Annotated in this window: 19 protein-coding genes; 9 read left to right on the top strand and 10 right to left on the bottom strand. The window is 62.9% G+C overall.

Annotated features, from left to right (window positions below):
• Positions 1-93: 93 nt before the first annotated feature.
• Complete coding sequence (gene mutS, locus I8N66_RS00600) at positions 94-2,847, bottom strand: DNA mismatch repair protein MutS (protein ID WP_291148435.1); 2,754 nt, start codon at positions 2,845-2,847, stop codon at positions 94-96.
• A gap of 103 nt (positions 2,848-2,950) precedes the next feature.
• On the opposite strand from mutS, the gene I8N66_RS00595 reads away from it, so the two are divergent.
• Complete coding sequence (locus tag I8N66_RS00595) at positions 2,951-5,236, top strand: NADP-dependent malic enzyme (protein ID WP_113536628.1); 2,286 nt, start codon at positions 2,951-2,953, stop codon at positions 5,234-5,236.
• 339 nt (positions 5,237-5,575) lie between these two features.
• Here I8N66_RS00595 and I8N66_RS00590 read toward each other — a convergent pair whose 3' ends face one another.
• From I8N66_RS00590 to I8N66_RS00570, 5 genes are all read right to left on the bottom strand, one after another.
• Positions 5,576-6,466 (bottom strand): GNAT family N-acetyltransferase, encoded by an 891-nt coding sequence (locus I8N66_RS00590; RefSeq protein WP_113536629.1) that lies wholly within the window; start codon positions 6,464-6,466, stop codon positions 5,576-5,578.
• A 120-nt stretch (positions 6,467-6,586) separates the two neighbouring features.
• Positions 6,587-8,863: an ATP-binding protein gene (locus tag I8N66_RS00585; RefSeq protein WP_291148431.1), complete on the bottom strand. Its 2,277-nt coding sequence runs from the start codon at positions 8,861-8,863 to the stop codon at positions 6,587-6,589.
• 55 nt (positions 8,864-8,918) lie between these two features.
• A complete protein-coding gene (lspA, locus tag I8N66_RS00580; RefSeq protein WP_113536631.1) occupies positions 8,919-9,410 on the bottom strand; it encodes a signal peptidase II in 492 nt (163 codons plus the stop codon).
• On the bottom strand, positions 9,407-10,267 hold the full coding sequence (locus tag I8N66_RS00575; RefSeq protein WP_113536632.1) for an RNA methyltransferase: 861 nt from the start codon (positions 10,265-10,267) through the stop codon (positions 9,407-9,409). Before I8N66_RS00575 ends, lspA begins: the two co-directional genes overlap by 4 nt.
• Positions 10,264-11,418, bottom strand: coding sequence for a class I SAM-dependent rRNA methyltransferase (locus tag I8N66_RS00570; protein ID WP_291148426.1), 1,155 nt, complete (start codon positions 11,416-11,418; stop codon positions 10,264-10,266). The genes I8N66_RS00575 and I8N66_RS00570 overlap by 4 nt, the downstream gene beginning before the upstream one ends.
• 308 nt (positions 11,419-11,726) lie before the next feature.
• On the opposite strand from I8N66_RS00570, the gene I8N66_RS00565 reads away from it, so the two are divergent.
• Complete coding sequence (locus tag I8N66_RS00565) at positions 11,727-12,188, top strand: carbon monoxide dehydrogenase subunit G (protein ID WP_113536634.1); 462 nt, start codon at positions 11,727-11,729, stop codon at positions 12,186-12,188.
• A gap of 33 nt (positions 12,189-12,221) precedes the next feature.
• Here the strand turns inward: I8N66_RS00565 and I8N66_RS00560 are convergent, their stop codons facing one another.
• The 3 genes from I8N66_RS00560 to sppA form a co-directional block, all read right to left on the bottom strand.
• The gene (locus tag I8N66_RS00560; RefSeq protein ID WP_113536635.1) at positions 12,222-12,566 is read right to left on the bottom strand and encodes a lipopolysaccharide assembly protein LapA domain-containing protein; all 345 of its coding nucleotides are present in this window, start codon (positions 12,564-12,566) and stop codon (positions 12,222-12,224) included.
• 97 nt (positions 12,567-12,663) lie between these two features.
• Positions 12,664-12,966: an integration host factor subunit beta gene (locus I8N66_RS00555; RefSeq protein WP_025425688.1), complete on the bottom strand. Its 303-nt coding sequence runs from the start codon at positions 12,964-12,966 to the stop codon at positions 12,664-12,666.
• Positions 12,967-13,095: 129 nt separating this feature from the next.
• The gene (gene sppA / locus I8N66_RS00550; RefSeq protein ID WP_291148407.1) at positions 13,096-14,055 is read right to left on the bottom strand and encodes a signal peptide peptidase SppA; all 960 of its coding nucleotides are present in this window, start codon (positions 14,053-14,055) and stop codon (positions 13,096-13,098) included.
• 262 nt (positions 14,056-14,317) lie between these two features.
• On the opposite strand from sppA, the gene lptC reads away from it, so the two are divergent.
• The 6 genes from lptC to ptsN all read left to right on the top strand — a co-directional run bounded on the left by lptC (position 14,318) and on the right by ptsN (position 19,511).
• Positions 14,318-14,986, top strand: a complete 669-nt coding sequence (gene lptC, locus I8N66_RS00545; RefSeq protein WP_291148405.1) for an LPS export ABC transporter periplasmic protein LptC — start codon at positions 14,318-14,320, stop codon at positions 14,984-14,986.
• A gap of 15 nt (positions 14,987-15,001) precedes the next feature.
• Positions 15,002-15,562: an LptA/OstA family protein gene (locus I8N66_RS00540; RefSeq protein WP_113536638.1), complete on the top strand. Its 561-nt coding sequence runs from the start codon at positions 15,002-15,004 to the stop codon at positions 15,560-15,562.
• Positions 15,563-15,574: 12 nt separating this feature from the next.
• On the top strand, positions 15,575-16,393 hold the full coding sequence (gene lptB / locus I8N66_RS00535; RefSeq protein ID WP_113536639.1) for an LPS export ABC transporter ATP-binding protein: 819 nt from the start codon (positions 15,575-15,577) through the stop codon (positions 16,391-16,393).
• Between the two features lie 144 nt (positions 16,394-16,537).
• Positions 16,538-18,076: an RNA polymerase factor sigma-54 gene (gene rpoN / locus I8N66_RS00530; RefSeq protein WP_291148402.1), complete on the top strand. Its 1,539-nt coding sequence runs from the start codon at positions 16,538-16,540 to the stop codon at positions 18,074-18,076.
• Positions 18,077-18,300: 224 nt separating this feature from the next.
• Positions 18,301-18,873, top strand: coding sequence for a ribosome-associated translation inhibitor RaiA (gene raiA / locus I8N66_RS00525; RefSeq protein ID WP_113536641.1), 573 nt, complete (start codon positions 18,301-18,303; stop codon positions 18,871-18,873).
• A gap of 173 nt (positions 18,874-19,046) precedes the next feature.
• Positions 19,047-19,511, top strand: coding sequence for a PTS IIA-like nitrogen regulatory protein PtsN (ptsN, locus tag I8N66_RS00520; RefSeq protein ID WP_043615607.1), 465 nt, complete (start codon positions 19,047-19,049; stop codon positions 19,509-19,511).
• Positions 19,512-19,553: 42 nt separating this feature from the next.
• Here the strand turns inward: ptsN and I8N66_RS00515 are convergent, their stop codons facing one another.
• Positions 19,554-20,366: a helix-turn-helix transcriptional regulator gene (locus I8N66_RS00515; RefSeq protein ID WP_113536642.1), complete on the bottom strand. Its 813-nt coding sequence runs from the start codon at positions 20,364-20,366 to the stop codon at positions 19,554-19,556.
• A 151-nt stretch (positions 20,367-20,517) separates the two neighbouring features.
• Between I8N66_RS00515 and I8N66_RS00510 the strand changes: the two genes are divergently transcribed.
• On the top strand, positions 20,518-21,285 hold the full coding sequence (locus tag I8N66_RS00510) for an SDR family oxidoreductase (RefSeq protein ID WP_291148389.1): 768 nt from the start codon (positions 20,518-20,520) through the stop codon (positions 21,283-21,285).
• Positions 21,286-21,405 lie beyond the last annotated feature (120 nt).

The following is a 21,405-nucleotide window of genomic DNA, read 5'->3' as shown; positions in this document are numbered from 1 at the left end:
TACCGACAGCTGCACAGGAAAAAGGCGCGCGCCGCCTCAGCCTGTTTTAACGGCTGGCGGGATGCGGGCGGAAAGAGCCGCACACGGCTTTCCTCATCCCGGCTTGGCGGCGCTCAGTTCCTTCTTCAGCGCATAGAGCGCATCGAGCGCTTCGCGCGGCGTCATGTCGTCGGGGTTGAGCGCCTTCAACGCGTCCTCGACCTTGGACGGACCGGCGGCCTTCACCTCTTCGCGGCGGATCGCCACCTGGAAGAGCGGCAGGTCGTCGATCAGCTGGCTCGCGGGGTTCTTGCGGTCGGCATCCTCGAGCTTGGCGAGCACGTCCTTGGCGCGCGCCACGACGGAAGCCGGCAGGCCGGCAAGGCGGGCGACCTGAATGCCGTAGGAGCGGTCGGCAGCGCCAGGCCCGACCTCGTGCAGGAAGATCACGTCGCCGTGCCACTCCTTGACGCGCATGGTCGCGTTGGAAAGCCGCGCGAGTTTTTCCGAAAGCACGGTCAGCTCATGGAAGTGGGTGGCGAAGAGGCCGCGGCAGCGGTTCGCCTCGTGCAGGTGTTCGACAGCCGCCCAGGCGATCGACAGACCGTCGAAGGTGGCGGTGCCACGGCCGATCTCGTCGAGGATCACCAGCGAACGGTCAGTGGCCTGGTTGAGGATCGCCGCCGTCTCGACCATCTCGACCATGAAGGTCGAGCGGCCGCGCGCCAGATCGTCGGAGGCGCCGACGCGGGAGAACAGGCGGTCGACGATCCCGATATGGGCGCTCGCGGCAGGGACGAAGGTGCCCATCTGCGCCATGATCGCGATCAGCGCGTTCTGGCGCAGAAAGGTCGATTTACCGCCCATGTTGGGACCGGTGAGCAGCCAGATCGCGCCACCCTCCTCGCCCTCCGGTGGCGAGAGATCACAGCCGTTGGCGACGAAGGCATTGGCTGCCTGGCGCTTCAGCGCCTGCTCGACCACAGGGTGACGGCCGCCGTCGATTGCGAACATGCGCGAGCGGTCGACAGTGGGACGAGCATAGGCCTGCTCCTCGGCAAGCACAGCGAGACCGACCGACACATCGACGGTCGCAAGCGCCAAGGCAGCAGCCTTGAGCGTCTCGGCGGCAGCGACGACCTCTGATGTCATCTGATCGAAGGCCTCGAGCTCGATCGAAAGCGCCCGGTCGGCGGCATTGGCGATCTTGCTTTCAAGCTCGGCCAGTTCCGTCGTGGTGAAGCGCATGGCATTCGCCATCGTCTGGCGATGGATGAAGCGGGCACGTCCGGCATCCGTATCGGTCATCGAGCCCGCATTGCCGGCCGTCACCTCGATGAAGTAGCCGAGCACGTTGTTGTGCTTGATCTTCAGCGACTTAATGCCGGTCTCTTCGGAATATTGCAGCTGCAGCCCGGCGATCACCCGGCGCGACTGGTCGCGCAGCCCCCGGACTTCGTCGAGTTCGGCATTGGCGCCTTCGCAGACGAAACCGCCGTCACGCTTCAGAAGCGGCAGCTCTTCGCCAAGCGTTGCGTCGAGCAGACCGAGCAGGCCGGCGGGCAGTGCATCGATCGCGGCGCGTGCTTCCTTCAGCTCATCAGACAGCGTGCCCGCGGCCATCAAACGCGAAATCGACGCGGACGCATGCAGGCCCGCCTGAATGGCACCGAGGTCACGCGGACCGCCGCGGCCAAGCGCCAACCGCGACAAGGCGCGCGGCATGTCCGGCGCACGCCTGAGCGCATCGCGCAGGTCGCCGGCGAAGGACGGCTGGTCCGCAAGGATCTCGATCGAATCGAGACGCTTATTGATGCGGTCCGGGTCGGTCAGCGGCGACATCAGCCGTTCGGCAAGAAGCCGGGCGCCGCCGCTCGTCACGGTGCGGTCGAGCGCTTTCAACAGCGTGCCTTCGCGCGCACCAGAAAGCGTCTTCACCAGTTCGAGATTGCCGCGGGTTGCCGGGTCGATGAACAGCGTCGAGGCGGCGCTTTCGCGCTCCGGCGTGCCGAGCGCCGGACGTTCGGCAAGCTGGGTCTTCTCGACATAGGAAATTGCCGCGGAAGCGGCGGCCAGCTCGGCGCGAGAGAACGTGCCGAAACCGTCGAGCGTCTTGACGCCGAAGTAGCGGGCGATGCGGCCCTCGGCCGTGGCGCTGTCGAACAGAACCGCCGGCTGCGGCACCGCGACGCGGCCGAGCACATCGAAGACGGGCCTCAGTTCCGGATCGTGAAACACCGTATCGGCAAGGATCAGTTCGCGCGGCTCGATACGCAGGATATCGGCGAGCAGACGGCTTGCGGCGGTTTCCGCCAACCGGAAGATGCCGGTGGAGATATCGATCCAGGCAAGCGCGTATGCCGGCTCCGATCCGCTTTTGATCCGCGCCAGCGCCATCAGATAGTTGGTCTCCGACGGAGACAGAAGCTTCTCTTCCGTGATCGTTCCCGGCGTAACAAGCCGAACGACATCCCGGCGGACGACCGATTTGCTGCCGCGCTTCTTGGCCTCGGCCGGATACTCGACCTGCTCGCACACGGCAACGCGGAAGCCGAGCCCGATCAGCTTCTGCAGGTAATCGTCGGCGGCATGCACCGGCACCCCGCACATCGGGATTTCCTGCCCCATGTGCTGGCCGCGCTTGGTCAGCGTGATGCCGAGCGCCCGCGATGCCTCTACCGCATCCTGGAAGAACAGCTCGTAGAAGTCACCCATGCGGTAAAAGAGCAGCGAATCCGGGTTGTTAGCCTTGATCTCGATGAACTGTTCCATCATCGGCGTTGCGGTGGAACGGCTCTCCTCCGTCGCCAGTTCGGCTGCGGACAACACCTCGCTGGCGCGGTTCGATTGGTCTGTCACGAAATTCATGATTGTTCCGAAAAAAGAGATGGCACACTATCCCCAAGCAATTATAGACGACAACCATAAAGAGGCGCGCCGCAAGGCTCGCCCACAGGAGGATTGAGGAAACATGCCGGCCACCGACAAGACCGATCGCACAATGACGAGCGTCACCGCGCAGGAAGCGCTCGATTTTCACTCGCAGGGTCGTCCCGGAAAGCTGGAGATTTCCCCCACCAAGGCGATGGCCACCCAGCGCGACCTGTCGCTTGCCTATTCGCCGGGCGTTGCCGTCCCGGTCAAGGCGATCGCCGAGGATCCGAACACCGCCTACGACTATACGACACGCGGTAACATGGTGGCCGTAATCTCGAACGGCACCGCCATTCTCGGCCTCGGCAACCTCGGAGCGCTTGCCTCCAAGCCGGTCATGGAAGGCAAGGCCGTGCTGTTCAAGCGCTTTGCCGACGTGGATTCGATCGACCTTGAGGTCGATACCGAAAACGTCGACGAGTTCATCAACTGCGTGCGCTTCCTAGGCCCGTCCTTCGGCGGCATCAACCTCGAAGACATCAAGGCGCCGGACTGTTTCATCATCGAGCAGAAACTGCGCGAGGTCATGGACATCCCGGTGTTCCACGACGACCAGCACGGCACCGCGATCATCGCCGCGGCCGGCCTCATCAATGCGCTGGCGCTGACCGGCCGCGATTTCAAGACGACGAAGCTCGTCTGCAATGGCGCCGGCGCTGCGGCCATCGCCTGTATCGAGCTCATCAAGTCCATGGGCTTTGCCTCGGAAAACATCATCCTGTGCGATACCAAGGGCGTCATCTTCGAAGGCCGCACCGAGGGCATGAACCAGTGGAAGTCGGCGCATGCCGTCAAGACCGATCGGCGCACGCTCGCCGAAGCGCTCGACGGCGCCGACGTGGTCTTCGGCCTCTCCGCCAAGGGTGCGCTGTCGGAAGACATGGTACGCTCGATGGCACCACGGCCGATCATCTTCGCCATGGCCAACCCGGATCCGGAAATCACGCCCGAGGAAGTCGCCCGCATCCGCGACGACGCGATCGTCGCCACCGGCCGCTCGGACTATCCGAACCAGGTCAACAACGTGCTCGGCTTCCCCTATATCTTCCGCGGGGCGCTGGACGTGCGCGCCACGACGATCAACGACGAGATGAAGATTGCCGCCGCAGTAGCGCTGGCAAGCCTTGCCAAGGAAGATGTGCCTGACGATGTTGCCGCGGCCTATCAGGGCAACCGCCCGCGCTTCGGCCCGCAATACATCATCCCGGTCCCCTTCGATCCACGCCTGATCTCGGCGATCCCGATGGCGGTCGCCAAGGCTGCGATCGAAAGCGGCGTCGCGCGCAAGCCGATCACCGACCTCGAAGCCTATGGCCGCCAGCTTTCCGCCCGGCGCGACCCGATCGCCTCGACGCTGCAGCGCATCTACGAGCGCGTGCGGCGCCAGCCCAAGCGCATCGTCTTTGCCGAAGGCGAAGAGGTGCAGGTCATGCGCTCGGCGATCGCCTATGCCAACCAGCAGCTCGGCACCGCCATCCTGCTCGGCCGCGAAGAGCGTATGCGCGAGACGGCGGAGCGCGAGGGGATCGACCTCGATCGCCCCGGCATCCAGATCGTCAACGCACGTCTTTCCAAGCGCGTCGGCGCCTATACGGACTATCTCTATGCCCGCCTGCAGCGGAAGGGCTTCCTGTTCCGCGACGCCCAGCGCCTGATCAACAACGACCGCAACCACTTCGCCGCCTGCATGGTCGCACTCGGCGATGCCGACGGCATGGTCACGGGTCTCACCCGCAACTACTCGACCGCGCTCGAGGACGTCCGCCGTTGCATCGATCCGAAGCCCGGCCATCGTGTCATTGGCGTCTCGATCGCGCTCTGCCGCGGCCGCACCGTGCTGGTCGCCGACACCGCCGTGCACGACATGCCCTCCTCGGAAGAACTTGCCGATATCGCCGAGGAAGCAGCCGGCCTCGCCAAGCGGCTCGGCTATGTGCCGCGCGTGGCGATGCTTGCCTATTCCACCTTCGGCCATCCGCAGGGCGAACGCTCCGAGCGGGTGCGCGAAGCGGTCAACATCCTCGACAAGCGCCGGGTCGACTTCGAATATGACGGGGAAATGGCCGCCGACGTGGCGCTGAATGCCCGTGTCATGGAGCAGTATCCGTTCTGCCGCCTTTCGGGCACGGCGAACGTGCTCGTCATGCCGGCGTTCCACTCGGCATCGATCTCGACCAAGATGCTGCAGGAACTCGGCGGCTCGACCGTCATCGGCCCCCTGCTCGTCGGCTTCGACAAGTCGATCCAGATCGTTTCGATGTCGGCCAAGGATTCCGACATCGTCAACATGGCGGCGATTGCCGCCTACAATGCCGGCATGTGACACTGCCGGATGTGCCGTTTTGGTACAGACCTGGCGCTGTAAGTCGCCAGGTCGACCGGATTAGTAACAAATCGGCACAACTTATAAAAAGAAGAGCTCGCGTCCCCTGGAGAGAAGAAGCGAGCTCAAAAATTGGCAACCGAACTACGTTTCAGGTGATAAAAGACGGAGGATTTGGAATTTCATGCCGGCCGACCTCCGGAATTGATCGGCCATTCCTCCGTTATTTTCTTATTCTCTCGTCATGAAATCAGAGAAGAACTTGACAATACAAGTCTCTCTTTCAGGCACGAAAGTCAAACTCGTCATTAATATTTGGTTAATCCTGTCAGGCGCCCGTCAGGAGACGGAGGTAGCGAACCGGCCGGCGTCTGCGCCGTAGTAATTGAGGTAGCGGCCGGAGATATTGCTGATCGGCAGCACGATCAAAACATCGGTCGTGTGGAACGCATGATCGACCACGGCGCCGTCGCCAACCATGGCGCCCAGGCGCATGTAACCCTTGATCAGCGGCGGCAGGGCGGTGAGTGCCTTTTTCGCATTGATCGCTTCGGCCGGCATCAGATCCATGGTCCGATGCAGCTCCGGACGTGCGCTCACGGCCCATTCGTCTCGGGCGCGGATGTTGTGGTGCAGGAAGGAAAGCGCCAGTGCGTGCTCCGCCGGAACGACACCGGGGAACGAGCCGCAACCGAACATGGCGTCCATGCCGTATTTCAGGGCGTAGGCCCAGTTTCCCTGCCAAAGCAGCTCCACCGTCCGCTTGGTGCGGTAGTCCGGCAGCACGCAGGAGCGGCCGAGCTCCATGAAGCGTTTGGTCGGATGGCGCGCGAGGAGCTGGTCGATGGCAAATTCGGAAGCCGAGTAGAAACCGCCCGCACGTTCGGCCACGTCCTGGCGCAGCAGGCGATAGGTGCCGACGATCTGATCCTCGGCATCTCCCTCGATCGAGGTGTCGAGAACAAGGAGGTGATCACAGATCGCGTCCCAGCTGTCGACGTCGCGCTTGCGACGATCGGCCTCGGCGCCGACCTGCGCCTTCATCTCCTCGACGAAAACCTTGTAGCGTACGGCCTGGGCGGCATCTATCTCCGATGCCGTGCGTGCCAGCCGCGTCTCGAGATTGGCGATCCTGCCTAGAACGTCAGTCGTCGGGACGGCGGTCTTCTTGCCGATGCAAGCCTGAGAAGTGTCAACCACGTTCGCCGAATCCAGTAGCTCGATGGCCATCCGCGTCATCCCGAATCAATTCTGTCTGCCGGGCTTAGACCACGTTTCTGCAACAACATAGTGACATGAAAGCGGCATACAACCCCCACGCTCCGATGGTTACCGTAACCGCTGTAGAAGTTACCGTTTGCGCAGCAGGCGGGCGATCTCCGACGTCAGAAGCTGCGGGTCCGCGGGCTTCGACAACACGGCGTCCGCGCCGGCATCCGTCAGCCTCTCGCGCATATCGACACGGACATCCGACGTCAGGACGATAACGGGCAGCCGCGGCACGGATCGCGCGTTCTCATCGGCGCGCAGGCGCTGCAGCAGCGAAAGGCCGTCGCCACCCGGCATGTTGAGATCGGTCACCAACAGCTCCGGCAGCGCACGCTCGCCGGGCGCGTTCAGGGCTTCGGCGACAGCGCCGAAATCGCCAACAACGCGGACCGAATATCCCGAGCGCTGGAGCACGGTTCGCACGATCAGCGCGTTGACCGGATCGTCTTCGGCGAGAAGGATCCCATCAGCCTTGCTTCGAACGGGCGTGGGCGCCGGCTCCTCGCGCAGAACGGGCCGGTTGTCGTTGATCGCGTCGCGCTTCTCGATGCCTTTCAGGCGGCCAAGCAGCACCTCGACCAGGGACTTTTCGCGCAGCGGCCGGATCAGCCAGGCCTCGTAGCCGTCCATCTGGTTGACGGGATGGCTGTTGCGCTCTTCGGGATTGATCAGGTAGGTGCGGCGCACCTCCAGCCGCGCGATTGCCGGCTGCAACGAAAGCAGCTGCTTGTACTGCTGGGCATGACGGTGGTCCACGATCACGTCGGTCAGGGCTGCGCCGCCGGCGAGCACGTCCGCAAGGACATGCTGGGCCGCGGCAAGCGTGGTGGCGCGATGGCACCGTCCGCCGAGGGTGGCGATCGTCGCGGCGAGCGCCGCGGAGGCCGGACCGTCCGGCGCCATGACCAGGACATGCGATCCGGCAAGGCAGGACCGACGCTCCGCTGCGACCGCTTCGATCTCGGCAAAGGGCAGGCGAATTTCGAAACGGCTGCCGCGTCCCGGCGCGCTGGCCGCCGTGAGGCTGCCGCCACAGGCCTGCATGATCCGGCGGGAGATGGCGAGGCCGAGGCCTGTGCCCTTGGCCCGCTGTTCGTCGTTTCCAGCCTGCTCGAACTCCTCGAAGATGCGCTTCAGATCCTCGGGCGACATGCCCGGGCCAGTGTCGTCAATCCGGATTCGCACGCATTCGTCGACCGTATCGGCGCTGACAAAGACGCCGCCGACCTCGGTGAATTTCACCGCATTGCCGATGACGTTGAAAAGCACCTGGCGCAGGCGCGCCGCATCGAAGGCCATTTCGGCGGGCACATCGACGGCGACCGTGGCGCCGATCTCGATGCCTTTTTCATGCGCCCGGTTGGAGAGCATCTCCACCACGCTCTCGATGACGCCGCGCGGATCCTGCCGGGTCGGGCGAAACTGGAAGCGACCGGCCGAAAGCGACGAGAAATCGATCAGATCCTCGACGAGCTGGACCAGCGCATGGCCGGACTGCTGCATGCCGGCGAGGTAGTTTTTCTGCTCGCTCGACAGCCGGGTCTGGCCGAGCAGGTGGCTCATGCCGAGAATGCCGGAAAGCGGGGTGCGGATTTCATGGCTGACGGTGGCGAGAAGCCTCGACTTCGCCTGACTTGCCTCCTCCGCCCGCCGGCGTGCCGCTTCGCGCTCGCGTGCGGCCTTCGCCTCCTCGGTGACGTCGCGGGCGATGCTGTGGCGCATGAGCTTGCCGCTGGCCGGATCGCGGGCGATCACGTCATGCCAATCGTAAAGGCGCACACCGTCCGATGCGGCCATCCGGACCAGATAGTGATTGGGTGCGGCCTTCGGCTCGAAACTCAGGCCGAGCGCCGCGCAATTGAGACCGCGGACATCATGGTGGCCGCAGACCTGATGGAAGACCGCATTGGCATGAACGATCTTTCCGTCCATGCCACGCATGATCGCAAGGTCGCCCAGCGCATCGTGAATGGTCGAGAGCAGCGCGGACGTCTCAGAGCGATGCCAATCGCGATCCCGGTCCGCTTCGTCGCGGGCCTGCCTGCCATCGAACGACCGCATGGCTTCGACAACGAGCAGAAGCACGCCGACGGAGCCTGCCGCCGCGATCGCGGCGGAAAACAGGTAGAAGCCGGCGTTCATGCCGATGACGAGAATGAGACCGGAGGCGACCAGGCCGAGCAGCGCCAGCGACGCCTGGTTGATCGCACGGCGCTTGCCATTGACGGGGGCTTCCTGCTCGCGGGCTGGAGGCGGTGCCTCCACGGCGGGCGGAGACACCGGCTGCGCGTCACCGGTCCGGTTTCCTGTCCGGAAGCCGGATTCGATCCGCTCCAGCAATCGTGACGGTTCGCTCATGCGATCCGGCTAACACGACAAGCGTTCCGAATGGCTTCAATGGACCGGTAAAATCTTACCGATCTGCCTTTTTCGCGTGCAGCAGCTCGTCAAGGATGATCGCGCCGGCGCCGATGGTGATGAAGGTATCGGCCAGATTGAAGACGGCGAAGGACCATGTTTCCGTATAGAAAAGGATGTAGTCGATCACGTAGCCGAAGATCAGCCGGTCGACGAGATTGCCGAGCGCGCCCGCGATGATCAGCGCATAGCCGAGATGGGCGAAGAAGCGGTCCTTAGGCGTGCGCTTCCAGAGCCAGAGAACGAAGGCGACGACGGTGAGCCGCATGCCGACGATGAACCAGCCTTCCATGCCCGACAGCATCGAGAAGGCGACGCCGTAGTTGTAGGTGCGGTAGAGCGCCAGCATCGGCACGACGTGGACCGCCTGATTGAAGGGCAGGTAGAGCTCGACCAGATACTTGATCATCTGGTCGGCGATAAGCGCGAGAAGGATGAAGACCGCGATCGGTAGCGGTCGGGAAAACAGGACCTGTCTCTCGCTCATGCGCGGGCGTCCAGCGTCAGCAGGTGACGGCGTGCCTCGAACAGCATGATGCCGGTGGCGATCGCAAGGTTGAGCGAATCGGCGCGTCCGGCCTGCGGGATGCGCGCGAGCGCGCCTGCCTCACGGGCAAGTTCTTCCGGCAGACCGGCCTGCTCGTTGCCCATCAGGATCACCACCGGCTTCGACTTGTAGTCGATGGTGCGGTAGTCGACGGCACCGGCAAGATGGGTGGCAACCACCTTCACGCCGGCGGATTTCTGCCAGCGGATGAAATCCTCGGCGCTGGCGCGTGCCACCGGCATCGCAAAGACCGAGCCCATGGTGGCGCGCACGGTTTCGAGCGAAAACGGATCGGTGGTCTCGCCGACGAGAATGATGCCGGAGGCGCCGGCAGCATCGGCCGTGCGGATGATGGTGCCGAGGTTGCCGGGGTCGCGTACCCGATCCAACGCCACGTAGGTTTCGCCCAGCTGCGGCTTCAGATCCTTCAGCGCCTGGTAGCGCTGCTCGAAGATGCCGACCACCATCTGCGGATTGTCGCGCCGGGTGATCGTCGACAGCACCTTCTCGCTGACTTCCAGCACCAGCCCGCCCTTGGCGAAGGTCTTTGCCGCCACCTGCTCGACATGCGGCTTGCCCTTGGCCGCCTTGGCATAGATCAGCGTCTTGATCTTCCAGCCAAGATCGAGCGCGTCGATCACCAGCTTCAAGCCCTCGGCCATGAAGGAGCGCGTCTCGTCGCGATGCTTCTTCTGTGCCAGCGCGCGGATGTCCTTGATGATCGGGTTGGTGAGGCTCGTGACCTCCTTCACCTGACCGACACGACCGGTGCCGTGCTCGCTTCTGTCGTTCGTCATTGCGGTACCCAGCGGCTGAAGAGTGAGGTCGAAAGCGCCCTGCCCGGCTCCCGGCCGTCAAGCCCGCCCTCGCGGATGATGAGTTCGCCCGACTCCACCCGGCCGCCGCGGCCGCGCATCGTCTCGCGCATTAGTTCATGGATCGAATAGAAGCTCGCCCGGATCGAATAGGCGGTCAGCACCAGGCCGCGCGCCTCCGGCGACAGGATCTCGCGGCAGATGTCGAGCATCGCCGCCAGGTGGTCGAAGAGCTGCCAGACTTCGCCATTCGGCCCACGGCCAAACTTCGGCGGGTCGGTCAGGATGATGTCGTAGCGGCTGCCGCGGCGCTCTTCGCGCTGGATGAACTTCATCGCATCGTCGCAGATCCAACGGATCGGCAGATTTTCGGCGCGCGCCAGCTGCTGGTTCTCGCGCGCCCAGCCAATCGCCTTCTTCGAGGCATCGACGTGGGTGACTTCTGCGCCAGCCTTGGCGGCAATCAGCGAGGCGACGCCGGTGTAGCCAAACAGGTTCAGGACCTTGAGCGGTCGCCCTGCTCTTTCCACCTGGTCCTTGACCCAACTCCAGTGTGCGAGCTGCTCGGGGAAGACGCCGACATGGCGAAACGAGGTGAAGCGACCGTGGAAATCGGTGCCGAGAAGCTGCATCGGCCAGGTTTCGCCGAGCACGGCGCCGGGAAAGCGCCAGCGGCCCATGCCGTCCTCGTCGGTGTCGCCGGTAAAGATCGCGTCGGCCTTTTCCCAGACGCTGTCGGGCAGGCTGCGCGGCCAGAGCGCCTGCGCCTCGGGTCGCACGATGCGATAGGGGCCATACTGCTCAAGCTTCTCGCCGGCGCCGCTGTCGATGAGATGGTAGCCGGCAGCGTCCGACGTTTCGAGGATGAGCGGTATGCGCTCGGCCGGCTTTTCGCCGGTCCGCCGGGCAATCACCCGCGCCGGCGTTTCCTGGGTCGCGGCCTGCTTGACGGGCCGGTCGCGCGTTTCGGCGACCTGCGCTGCCTGTGGGCGCGCCGGCCGTTCCTTGAAGCCGCCGCCCTTTGGCGCCGCCGGACGCTTCTCTCCGTGGCGACCGCCGCCACGCGCCTCGGCGCCGCGGCCCTTGGCCGTGGTCACGGAGGCATTCTTCGACCGCCGGTCCTTTTCCTTCACGCTGAGATCCCTGGGCTTTGTTAGAGCATGTGCCGCCTGCCCTTCGCACTATCGAGCGCGAGCGGGCGGACGCCATGAGGTTTGTCGCCGCAGCCTCAAGCCGCGGCATCTATTGAAGCTGCAAATAGCATCGCTGATGCTCTTGGCAAAGCCGTTTCCGTTTTGCGAAGATCAGCGAGGGAGAACCCGCCGCAAATTTCACTGGGCCGGAACCGGCTTAGGGACAAAACTCGGCAGCAGGCCTAATGTGTTGCAGTGACCTTTGCGCGCCGATAGCGACGCGCGGCGCTGCACGGGGAGGACAATGCATGGATATGACCGGCGAAGAGCGGATTTCGGCAGGGCGCGACGCGGTGTGGCGCGGCCTCAACGATCCGGAGGTCCTAAAGCGGTGCATCCCGGGCTGCCAGTCGCTGGAAATGACGTCGCCGACCGAGCTTGCGGCGGTGGTGAAGATCAAGATCGGTCCGGTCTCGGCTACCTTCAGCGGCAATGTCGTACTCTCCAACCTCAATCCGCCGGAGGGCTATACGATCTCGGGCGAAGGAAAGGGCGGGATCGCCGGTTTCGCCAAGGGTGGCGCCGACGTCACCTTGATGGAGGATGGGGCGGAAACGGTACTGCGCTACGACGTCAAGGCGGAGATCGGCGGCAAACTCGCCCAGCTCGGTTCGCGCCTCATCGATTCGACCGCGAAGAAGCTGGCGCAACAGTTCTTTGCCGACTTCGGCGCGGCTGTTGGTGGCGAGCAGGCGGAAGCGGCGAGCTGAAGGGCTCGCAGCTCCGCGGCAGCAAACAAGCGGTCAGTTCTGAGGGGCGGCCAACGTCGCCTGGGTGGCAAGCTTTTCAGCTTGGCTACGATGTTTCTCGGCTTCGCGGTGCCATTTCACGGCCTCGTTGGCCTCGGTGCGCGCGCGGCGACGATGCTTTCCCTGACTGAACCAGGTTGCTGCCGCGCCGAGGATCACGCCGACGATGACGGCCAGGAACAGGAAGACGAAGAAGGGCGCGCTGACGGAAAGCACACTGTCTTCCGGACGGAAGGGGTTCAACGCCAGCGTCACGCTCTGGCGGTTGGCGACACTGAGAACGATCAGGATCACGCCAACCGGAATGAGCACAACGATGTTGATCAGTTTCTTGAACATTCAATCGCTCCATCTTGCGGGCGGCCGCATGGTTTCCGGTGGCCACGGGGGACAACGGGCATCGATTGCGCCGGACCGCTGAGACCGAGAAAGATGATCAGTCTTCGTCGTCGCCATTCATGCCGGGATTAAGGCGCTCGCGCAATTCCTTGCCGGTCTTGAAGAACGGTACCCATTTTTCTTCGACGAAAACGGAATCGCCGGTGCGCGGGTTGCGCCCGGAGCGCGACGGCCGATTCTTGACGGAAAAGGCACCGAAGCCGCGCAGTTCGACCCGGTTACCTGCCGCGAGCGCATCTGTGATCTCATCGAGTACCGCATTGACGATGTTTTCGACATCGCGGTGATAGAGATGCGGATTGCGAGCTGCAACAATCTGCACCAGTTCTGACTTGATCACTGTCGCCCCCTAAAATTCTTGTTTGTTTTGCTTTTTCGGTCTGCATTGTGATTGCCGACAGTGTGTCGCCGACGCTTGCAAGAACGCCGGCATCTCCTGGCGGCTCAGGCTGGGTATATGTCGCCTTCCTCATTGGCCATCAACCTGCCAAACCGAAACAAGACCGTCAAGAAACAACTTGTCGCCCGCGATTTTTTCGAGACCGCTCATTGCCGGAAAAGCGTCATATCCCAACATCTTGATCCAGTTGGCGGCGAGCGCGCCGAGGCCAAAAGGCAGGGTCTTTCGCGGCGCTTCCCAGTCGACGATCGGCAGGTCCTTCGATACCTTTTTCTCCGTGAGGAAGGCACGAATTTCGTCCTCGCCGCCGAGCGTATCGACGAGCTTGGCTTTGAGCGCCTGTCGGCCGGTGAAAATGCGGCCGTCGGCGAGCAGCAGCGCCTCGGGACGCGGCAGCTTGCGGCGCTCGGCGACCAGGTCGACAAACCAGGCATAGCTGTCGTCGATCATCGCCTGGATCATCGCCTTCGCCTCGTCGCTTGCCGGATGGAAAGGTGACGGCTCCGCCTTCAGCGGCCGCGACTTGATCGATTCCAGCGACACGCCGAGCTTGTCCATCAGGTCCTTGATCTGCGGGTACTGGAAGATGACGCCGATGGAGCCGGTGATCGAGCTTTCGCCCGCGATGATCGTGTCGCCGGCGAGCGCAATCATGTAGCCCGCCGAAGCGGCGAGCGTGCGCACGTCGGAGACGACGGGCTTCTTGGCGGCAACCTTGCGAATCGCCTTGTAGAGCACTTCGCCGCCGTAGGTGGTGCCGCCCGGGGAAGAAATGGTCACGACCAGCGCCTTGACGCTGTCGTTATCGGCAATCGTCTGGAGCCGTTCCAGGAGCTCGCGGTCATCCTGGATCAGACCGCTGATGGTGACGCGCGCCACCTGCTGACGGCTGCGACCGACATCGTCTGCAGCGCCCGACCAGGCAAAGATCGCGAACGCTGCAACGAGAAGCAGCCCCGCCACCACCCAGCGCCAGAAGCTCAGTTTCCGGCGAAGGCTGCGGCGGTCGGCGATGGCGAGTTCGTCCATGTGGGTTTCTCCCGAAATGTTGGCGCAGCTTCTGTCAGTTTCCGCGGGAACGTGCTATCTGCGCGCGCAGAGGCATATTCCATAAACGCGCTTGGCCACGGTTGAAAGCCGCGGCTGGCGTTTTCGTGTTTCACCCGAGTTTTTTTGCAGCAGCATTGTGCAGCAGCAAAAAATATCCATATTTGCGACGACTTACACCAGTGTATGTATATGACCCTTCGACAGGGTCGGCGATAAAAGCAGTAAACCGACAGGCCCTTTCATGTTGAACCACGCGCCAGCCCCGGGCATTTTTGCCGATACGGGTGAGAGCTCCGCCGACGCTTATGCGCTCGCCGCGAGGCATTCCGTGCGCGTCCGGCGGCTGAAAGTCATTCTGCCTGTAGCCGCCGGCATCATTGCCGTGATCTTTGCAGCCGTGTCGTTTGTCAGGGCCTTCATGCCCGTGGACCTGCAACTCGAATCGGCAACGATCGAGGACGGCAAGATCGTCATGCAGAATCCGGCCATCTCCGGCAGAAACAAGCAGGGCATCAGCTACTCCATGAAGGCCCAGCGGGCGCTCCAGGATATCGCCAACCCGGACATCATCACGCTGCAGACGATCCATGCGGAAATGCCGATGAAGGATTCGATGGTCGCAACCGTGGACGCCACCAACGGCATCTACGACCGCGGCGCCAATACGCTCGACATGAACGCCCCGTTCACCATTTCCGTCAATAATGGCCTCAACGCCGACTTCCAGTCGGCCTATCTGGACATCAATGCCGGCGAGATGGAAACGAAGCGACCCGTTGCGATCAGCATAAAGGGCGGTTCGATCATTGCGCAGACGCTGCGAATGACAGATAAGGGACGTATTGTAATATTTGAGGGCATGGTGAGGGTGAACGTCGAGCCCACCGCCATCCGCAAGAACGCGAAATAGGACCCGGTGCACCCCATGTCGGTCACAACCGCCTCTTTATTCAAAATTTCCGCCAGCCTGGCGATTGCTGGCGCCGGCGCTTTGATCATTGCCTCCGGCGCTTTTGCGCAGGCCACATCAAGCAAGATGAAGGGCCTTGAACTCTCCAACGACAAACCGATCCAGATCGAGAGCGACAAGCTCGAAATCAAGGATCCGGAGAGCAAGGCGATCTTTACCGGCAACGTCAAGGTCGTGCAGGGCACGACGACGCTCCAGGCCGGCAACATGGTGGTCTTCTACAAGTCCGGCGGTGGCTCGGTTTCGAGCGGCGACGCCGACATCGACCGCATCGAGGTCAGCGAGAAGGTTTTCCTGAGCTCGGGCACGCAACAGGCAACGGCGGACACCGGCTCCTTCGACATGACGAAGCAGATCTTCGTGCTGAAGGGCGACAAGGTGGTGCTGTCGGAAGGCAAAAACGTCTTCGTCGGCTGCCAGCTCAACGTCCAGATGGAGACCGGTGAGGCCCAGCTCGAAGCCTGTGGCGGCCGCGTGCAGATCCAGCTCGACCCGAAGTCCCGCAAGCCAAACTGACGTAGACCGCTCGTGCACTTTCCCTTCCTTCACAAACGCAAACGGGTCCGCAAGCCGTCGGCGACCGTCGCGGCCGTTTCCGGACACGCGGTCGACAAGGCGCGTTATGACGGCACGCTGATCGCGCGCGGTCTGACGAAGGCCTATCGTGAGCGCCGCGTCGTCAACGGCGTTTCACTCGTGGTGCGGCGCGGCGAGGCCGTGGGCCTCCTCGGACCGAACGGCGCCGGCAAGACCACCTGTTTCTACATGATCACCGGCCTCGTGCCGGTCGACGAAGGCTCGATCGAAATCAACGGCAACGATGTCACGACCATGCCGATGTACCGGCGTGCCCGTCTTGGCGTCGGCTACCTGCCACAGGAAGCGTCGATCTTTCGCGGACTGACGGTGGAGGAAAACATCCGCGCCGTGCTCGAGGTCCATGACAAGAACCTAGAGCGACGCGAGAGCAAGCTCAACGACCTGCTCGGCGAGTTCAACATCACGCACCTGCGCAAGTCCCCGGCAATCGCGCTTTCGGGTGGCGAGCGGCGGCGTCTCGAAATCGCCCGCGCGCTTGCGACCGATCCGACCTTCATGCTGCTCGACGAACCCTTTGCGGGCGTCGATCCCATCTCGGTCGCCGATATCCAGGCACTTGTCCGTCACCTGACCTCGCGCGGCATCGGCGTTTTGATCACCGACCACAACGTCCGCGAGACGCTCGGCCTCATCGATCGCGCCTATATCATCCATGCCGGTGAAGTGCTGACCCATGGTCGCGCCAACGACATCGTCACCAATCCTGACGTGCGCCGGCTCTATCTCGGCGACAATTTCAGCCTCTGAGGCCGCTTCGCGGGCGATTCCGCCCGCGACCACGCTTGACCAAACCTTCTCGATAAGCAATTTTTGGGCCAATTGATAAGGGCCCGCCCCGGCAAACGGAGACGCACCGCGGCCCAAGAGATTTCTCGGGAGTTTCGCGTCAGCATGGCACTGTCCGCCAGCCTTCATCTGCGCCAGTCCCAGTCCCTGGTGATGACGCCACAGCTCATGCAGTCGATCCAGCTGCTGCAGATGACTCATCTTGAGCTCAACCAATTCATCGCCCAGGAAGTCGAAAAGAACCCGCTGCTCGAATTTCAGGCGAATGACGATCTGCCAGGCACGCCCGAGCGAAGCGAAGGCACGGCCGGAGACGAGTCTGCGGGCGACGACTTCGGCGCACAAGCCGATCTCTACGACAGCGCGACATCGCCGAGCGGCGAGCGGCTCGGCGAACAGCTCGACGCCGATTTCGCCAATGTCTTCCAGGACGACACGGCGCCGCAGCGCGCCGATGCGCCGGAACTGCTCGGCCAGTGGAAGTCGATGCCGGGGGGCGGCGAAGGCGAGGACTACGACCTCGACGACTTCGTTGCCGGCCGCAAGAGCCTGCGCGAGACACTCACGGAGCAATTGCCATTTGCACTATCCGACCCTTCCGATCGGCTGATCGCGCAGCACCTCATCGATCAGCTCGACGATGCCGGCTATCTCCAGGCCGATCTCGGCGAAGTCGCCGAACGGCTGGGCGCTGACCATGCGGCGGTCGTGCGGGTCCTGCTGACGCTGCAGCAGTTCGATCCGCCCGGCGTGTTCGCACGTTCGCTTGGCGAATGTCTTGCAATCCAGTTGCGTGCCCGAGACCGCCTCGACCCGGCGATGGAGGCCCTGCTTGCCAATCTCGAACTGCTGGCACGGCGCGATTTTGCGACGCTCAAGAAGATCTGCGGCGTCGACGAGGAAGACCTGATCGACATGCTGGCGGAAATCCGCAAGCTCGATCCGAAGCCCGGTACCAGCTTCGAGACCAGCGTCAGCGAGGCAATCGTGCCCGACATCGTCGTGCGTGCCGCGCCCGACGGCTCATGGATGATCGAGCTCAATCCGGACGCCCTGCCCCGGGTGCTGGTCAACCAGGATTATTACGCGACGGTCTCGCGCGGCACGCAGAAAAACAGCGCCGACCAGGCCTTCCTCAACGAGTGCCTGCAGAACGCCAACTGGCTGACACGCAGCCTCGACCAGCGCGCCCGGACGATCATGAAGGTTGCGACGGAGATCGTTCGCCAGCAGGACGCCTTCCTCGCCAACGGCATCGGCCACCTCAGGCCGCTGAACCTCAAGACCGTTGCCGATGCGATCAAGATGCATGAATCGACCGTCAGCCGTGTCACCTCGAACAAGTACATGTTGACGCCGCGGGGGCTGTTCGAGCTCAAGTATTTCTTCACAGTCTCGATCGGCTCGGCCGAAGGTGGCGACAGCCATTCGGCGGAAGCCGTGCGCCACCGCATCCGCGCGCTGATCCAGGAGGAGAGCGCCGAAGCTGTGCTTTCCGACGACGATATCGTCGAAAACCTCAAGAAGGTCGGCATCGACATTGCCCGCCGTACCGTGGCCAAATACCGGGAAGCGATGAACATTCCCTCTTCCGTGCAGCGGCGACGGGAGAAGCGGGCGCTGGCGAAGGCCGCCGGTTTCTGAGCACCATAAGTTAAGCTGCATTAACTTTTTTGCGACCTCCAATTGACTCTCTCCGACACAGGCGATATGAGCCCGCCGCAATTGCCGGGGAGATGCTCGCCCCGGAAGCGAACCGGTACGACCGGTGGCTGCGACAAGGCGCGCCCGCAAGTCTGAAAGGCTTGGATGACGGGACCGCTTGGAATAGACTGGCTGCGCAAATCACGAACGAGAGAGGAAACTCCATGAGTGTGCGTGTATCCGGTAAACAGATGGAAATCGGCGATTCGTTCCGAGCCCGCATCGGCGAGCAGATCGAGCAGGCCGTAACCAAATATTTCGACGGAGGATATTCAAGCCAGGTCACTGTGGAAAAATCCGGGTCGCGCTTCAGCGCCGACTGCAAGCTTCATCTCGATACGGGCGTGGTTATGCAGGCGAACGGTCAAGCGAACGACCCTCAAGCTGCGTTTGACGCGGCGTCGGATCGCATCGAAAAGCGTCTGCGTCGCTACAAGCGCAAGCTGAAGGATCACCATAACGGCAACGGGCAGAGCGCTGCCGAGGTCGCCTACACAGTGATGGATTCGGTGCCCTTCGAGGACGACGAAGTCCCCGAGGATTATGCACCGACGATCGTCGCCGAAAGCACGAAACAATTGAGGACGATGTCTGTCGCCAGTGCCGTGATGGCACTCGACATGACCGACGAACCTGTCCTGATGTTCCGTAGCCCCGGCAAGGACGATCTGAATATCGTCTACAGACGCAACGATGGAAATATTGGCTGGATCGACGCTGCCAATATCAAAGCATGAGCGGATAGAGGAGCGCTGGCGCGCCAGTGCTCCTCTTGCCCATAATCAGCGGGCAGGCCGGAAAAATGTGACTTTTCTGTGCATGGAACCCGCCATGACAAAGATGGTTAGAGCCATTGCGACGCATTTGTGATGATGTTGTCGGGCTCTAACCGGCGAACGAGGACAAAAGAATGGCATTGGCAGGTCTACTGCATCAAAATGCGATCATCCCGGCCATGAGGGCCAACTCGAAAAAGCAACTCCTTCAGGAATTGGCGGCAAAAGCATCAAAGATCACCGGGCTTCCCGAGCGTGAAATCTTCGACGTGATCCTGCAGCGGGAGCGTCTTGGCTCCACCGGCGTCGGCAATGGCATCGCCATCCCGCACGGCAAGCTCAACAATCTTCCCTCGATCATCGGCATCTTCGCGCGACTGGATACGCCTGTCGATTTCGAAGCGCTCGACGACCAGCCGGTCGATCTCGTCTTCCTGCTGCTCGCCCCGGAGGGTGCCGGCGCCGATCACCTCAAGGCCCTGTCGCGTATCGCCCGCGTGCTGCGCGACCAGGACATGGTCGCCAAGATCCGTTCGAGCGATTCCGCCAGCGCGATCTACACGCTGCTCGACGACGACGCGACCTCCCACGCCGCCTGAAAGTAGCAACGGCGCGCGTCCGCCGGACGCGCAGTGCCTGCGTCAGTAGAGCTGACGACCGTTCAAATGATCTATGAAAATCCGGAACAGCGCACCCTGGCTTGAAATGCCGAGCCGGCGGTAGATGTTCTTGCGATGGATCCGGACCGTTCCCTCGGCAATGTTCATCACCTTGCCGATCGAAAGGTTGCTGTGTCCCCTGAGGATCAGGCGTACGATGTTGCGCTGCTGCTTGGTCAGCCGGTCCGAACAAAGGCTGTCGAACGCTGCTTCCATCGCATCGTCGCCCTCTTCGGAGGGCGGCGGTGCAAAGCTCTGGCCCTGCTGGCGCCAATTCGAGCGGACCGCCTCACGCACGATCGGCTCATAGACACGCAGCCGCTCGAGTTCGGTCGCGCTGAAGGGCTCACCGCCGCGACCTCGCATCAGCGAGTAGGTCGCCTGCAGGCCTCCGTCGAGCGGTATGACGAAGCCGACCTCCTCCACCAGGACGCCCGTTTCCATCGAGACGCAAGGATGAACCTCGGCGGACGACGAGAAGTCGGACTGGAAGAACCGGTCCGGTGCCAGCTCGCGCATGCGCCAGAGGCCGGCGGGCTGTCCGGCGCAACAGGCGACATAGAAGGGATCGAGCAGATAGGCGCCGCCGAGATAGGCGGAGAGCGCGCTCGCCGATACCTTCGCCGTGTAGCCGTCGTGCAGCACGATCGGCCGTGAATCATAGGGATAGGCGAAGGCGACGGAGAGATCGAAACTGGTGACCGATCGCAGCATCCGGTCGAGCGCCTGGCCGAAATCCTCAGTACCGATCAGACCGATCATCGCCGAGATATCGGCGGATTCCCTTGCCAGCATTCCGGTTTCATCCCCCCACTCCTCGTATCCCCCATGGGATATCGACAGCCCCTGCTTCGTCAACAATAATTCCCCCGGGAGAGAGCAACAGGTCGCCGCGAAACGGATCGCCTTGGCGAGCGTTGCGACGAACACCGATGAGGAGGACGCAATGGCAGGCAGGCTTTCAGACAAGGTGGCGCTGATCAGCGGTGGCGCAGGCGGGTGCGGCCTGGCCGCATCAGAACTCTTCGCGCGCGAAGGCGCAAAGGTCGCTATCGTCGACCTGCCGCGCAGCAAGGGTGAAGAGGTCGCGGCATCGATCCGCGCCAATGGCGGCGAAGCGATCTTCGCGCCCGCCGACGTCTCGGTATCCGCAGAGGTGACATCAGCCGTCAAGGCGGTCGAGACGGCGTTCGGCCCAATCACCGTGCTCTTCAACCACGCCGGCATCCTCGCCGTCGGTCCCTTCCTCGAAGTCGAGGAAGACGAATGGGACCGGCTGATGGCGGTGAACGTGCGCAGCATGTTCCTAATGACCAAGGCAGTGCTGCCGGGCATGCTTTCCGCCGGCGGCGGCAGCATCGTCTGCACCTCGTCGATTTCGGCCGTCGCGGCAACGCCGATGGAAGTGCTCTACGACACGACCAAGGGCGCCTGCCACATGTTCGCCCGCGCCATCGCCGTCGAGTTCCGCGATCGCGGCATCCGCTGCAACGCCGTCTGCCCGGGTTTCATTGCCACCGACCACGGCAAGCGCGAGCTTGTCGGCCTTAGCAAATATGGGGTCGACGTTTCGGAGGCGGCCATCGCCGCCCAGCAGGGCCGCATGTGCGACCCCAAGGAAGTGGCGAATGCGGCGCTGTTCCTGGCAAGCGACGAGGCGAGCTTCATCAACGGCACGCATCTGTTCGTCGACAATTGCTTCACCGCGGTTTGAGGGAGGGGAAAATGCTTCAGGCAGGTGGACACTGGCGCAACTGGGTCGGAAACCAATCATGCATCGTGCGCCATCGCGGCGCTCCGGAAAATGAGGCGGCGCTGGCCGAAATGGTGCGTG

The sequence above is a fragment of the Ensifer sp. SSB1 genome, from assembly GCF_016652895.1.
In the GTDB taxonomy this organism is placed as follows: Bacteria; Pseudomonadota; Alphaproteobacteria; order Rhizobiales; family Rhizobiaceae; genus Ensifer.
Note: the sequence above shows the minus strand (reverse complement) of the source record. Positions and strands in the feature narration are given on the sequence as shown.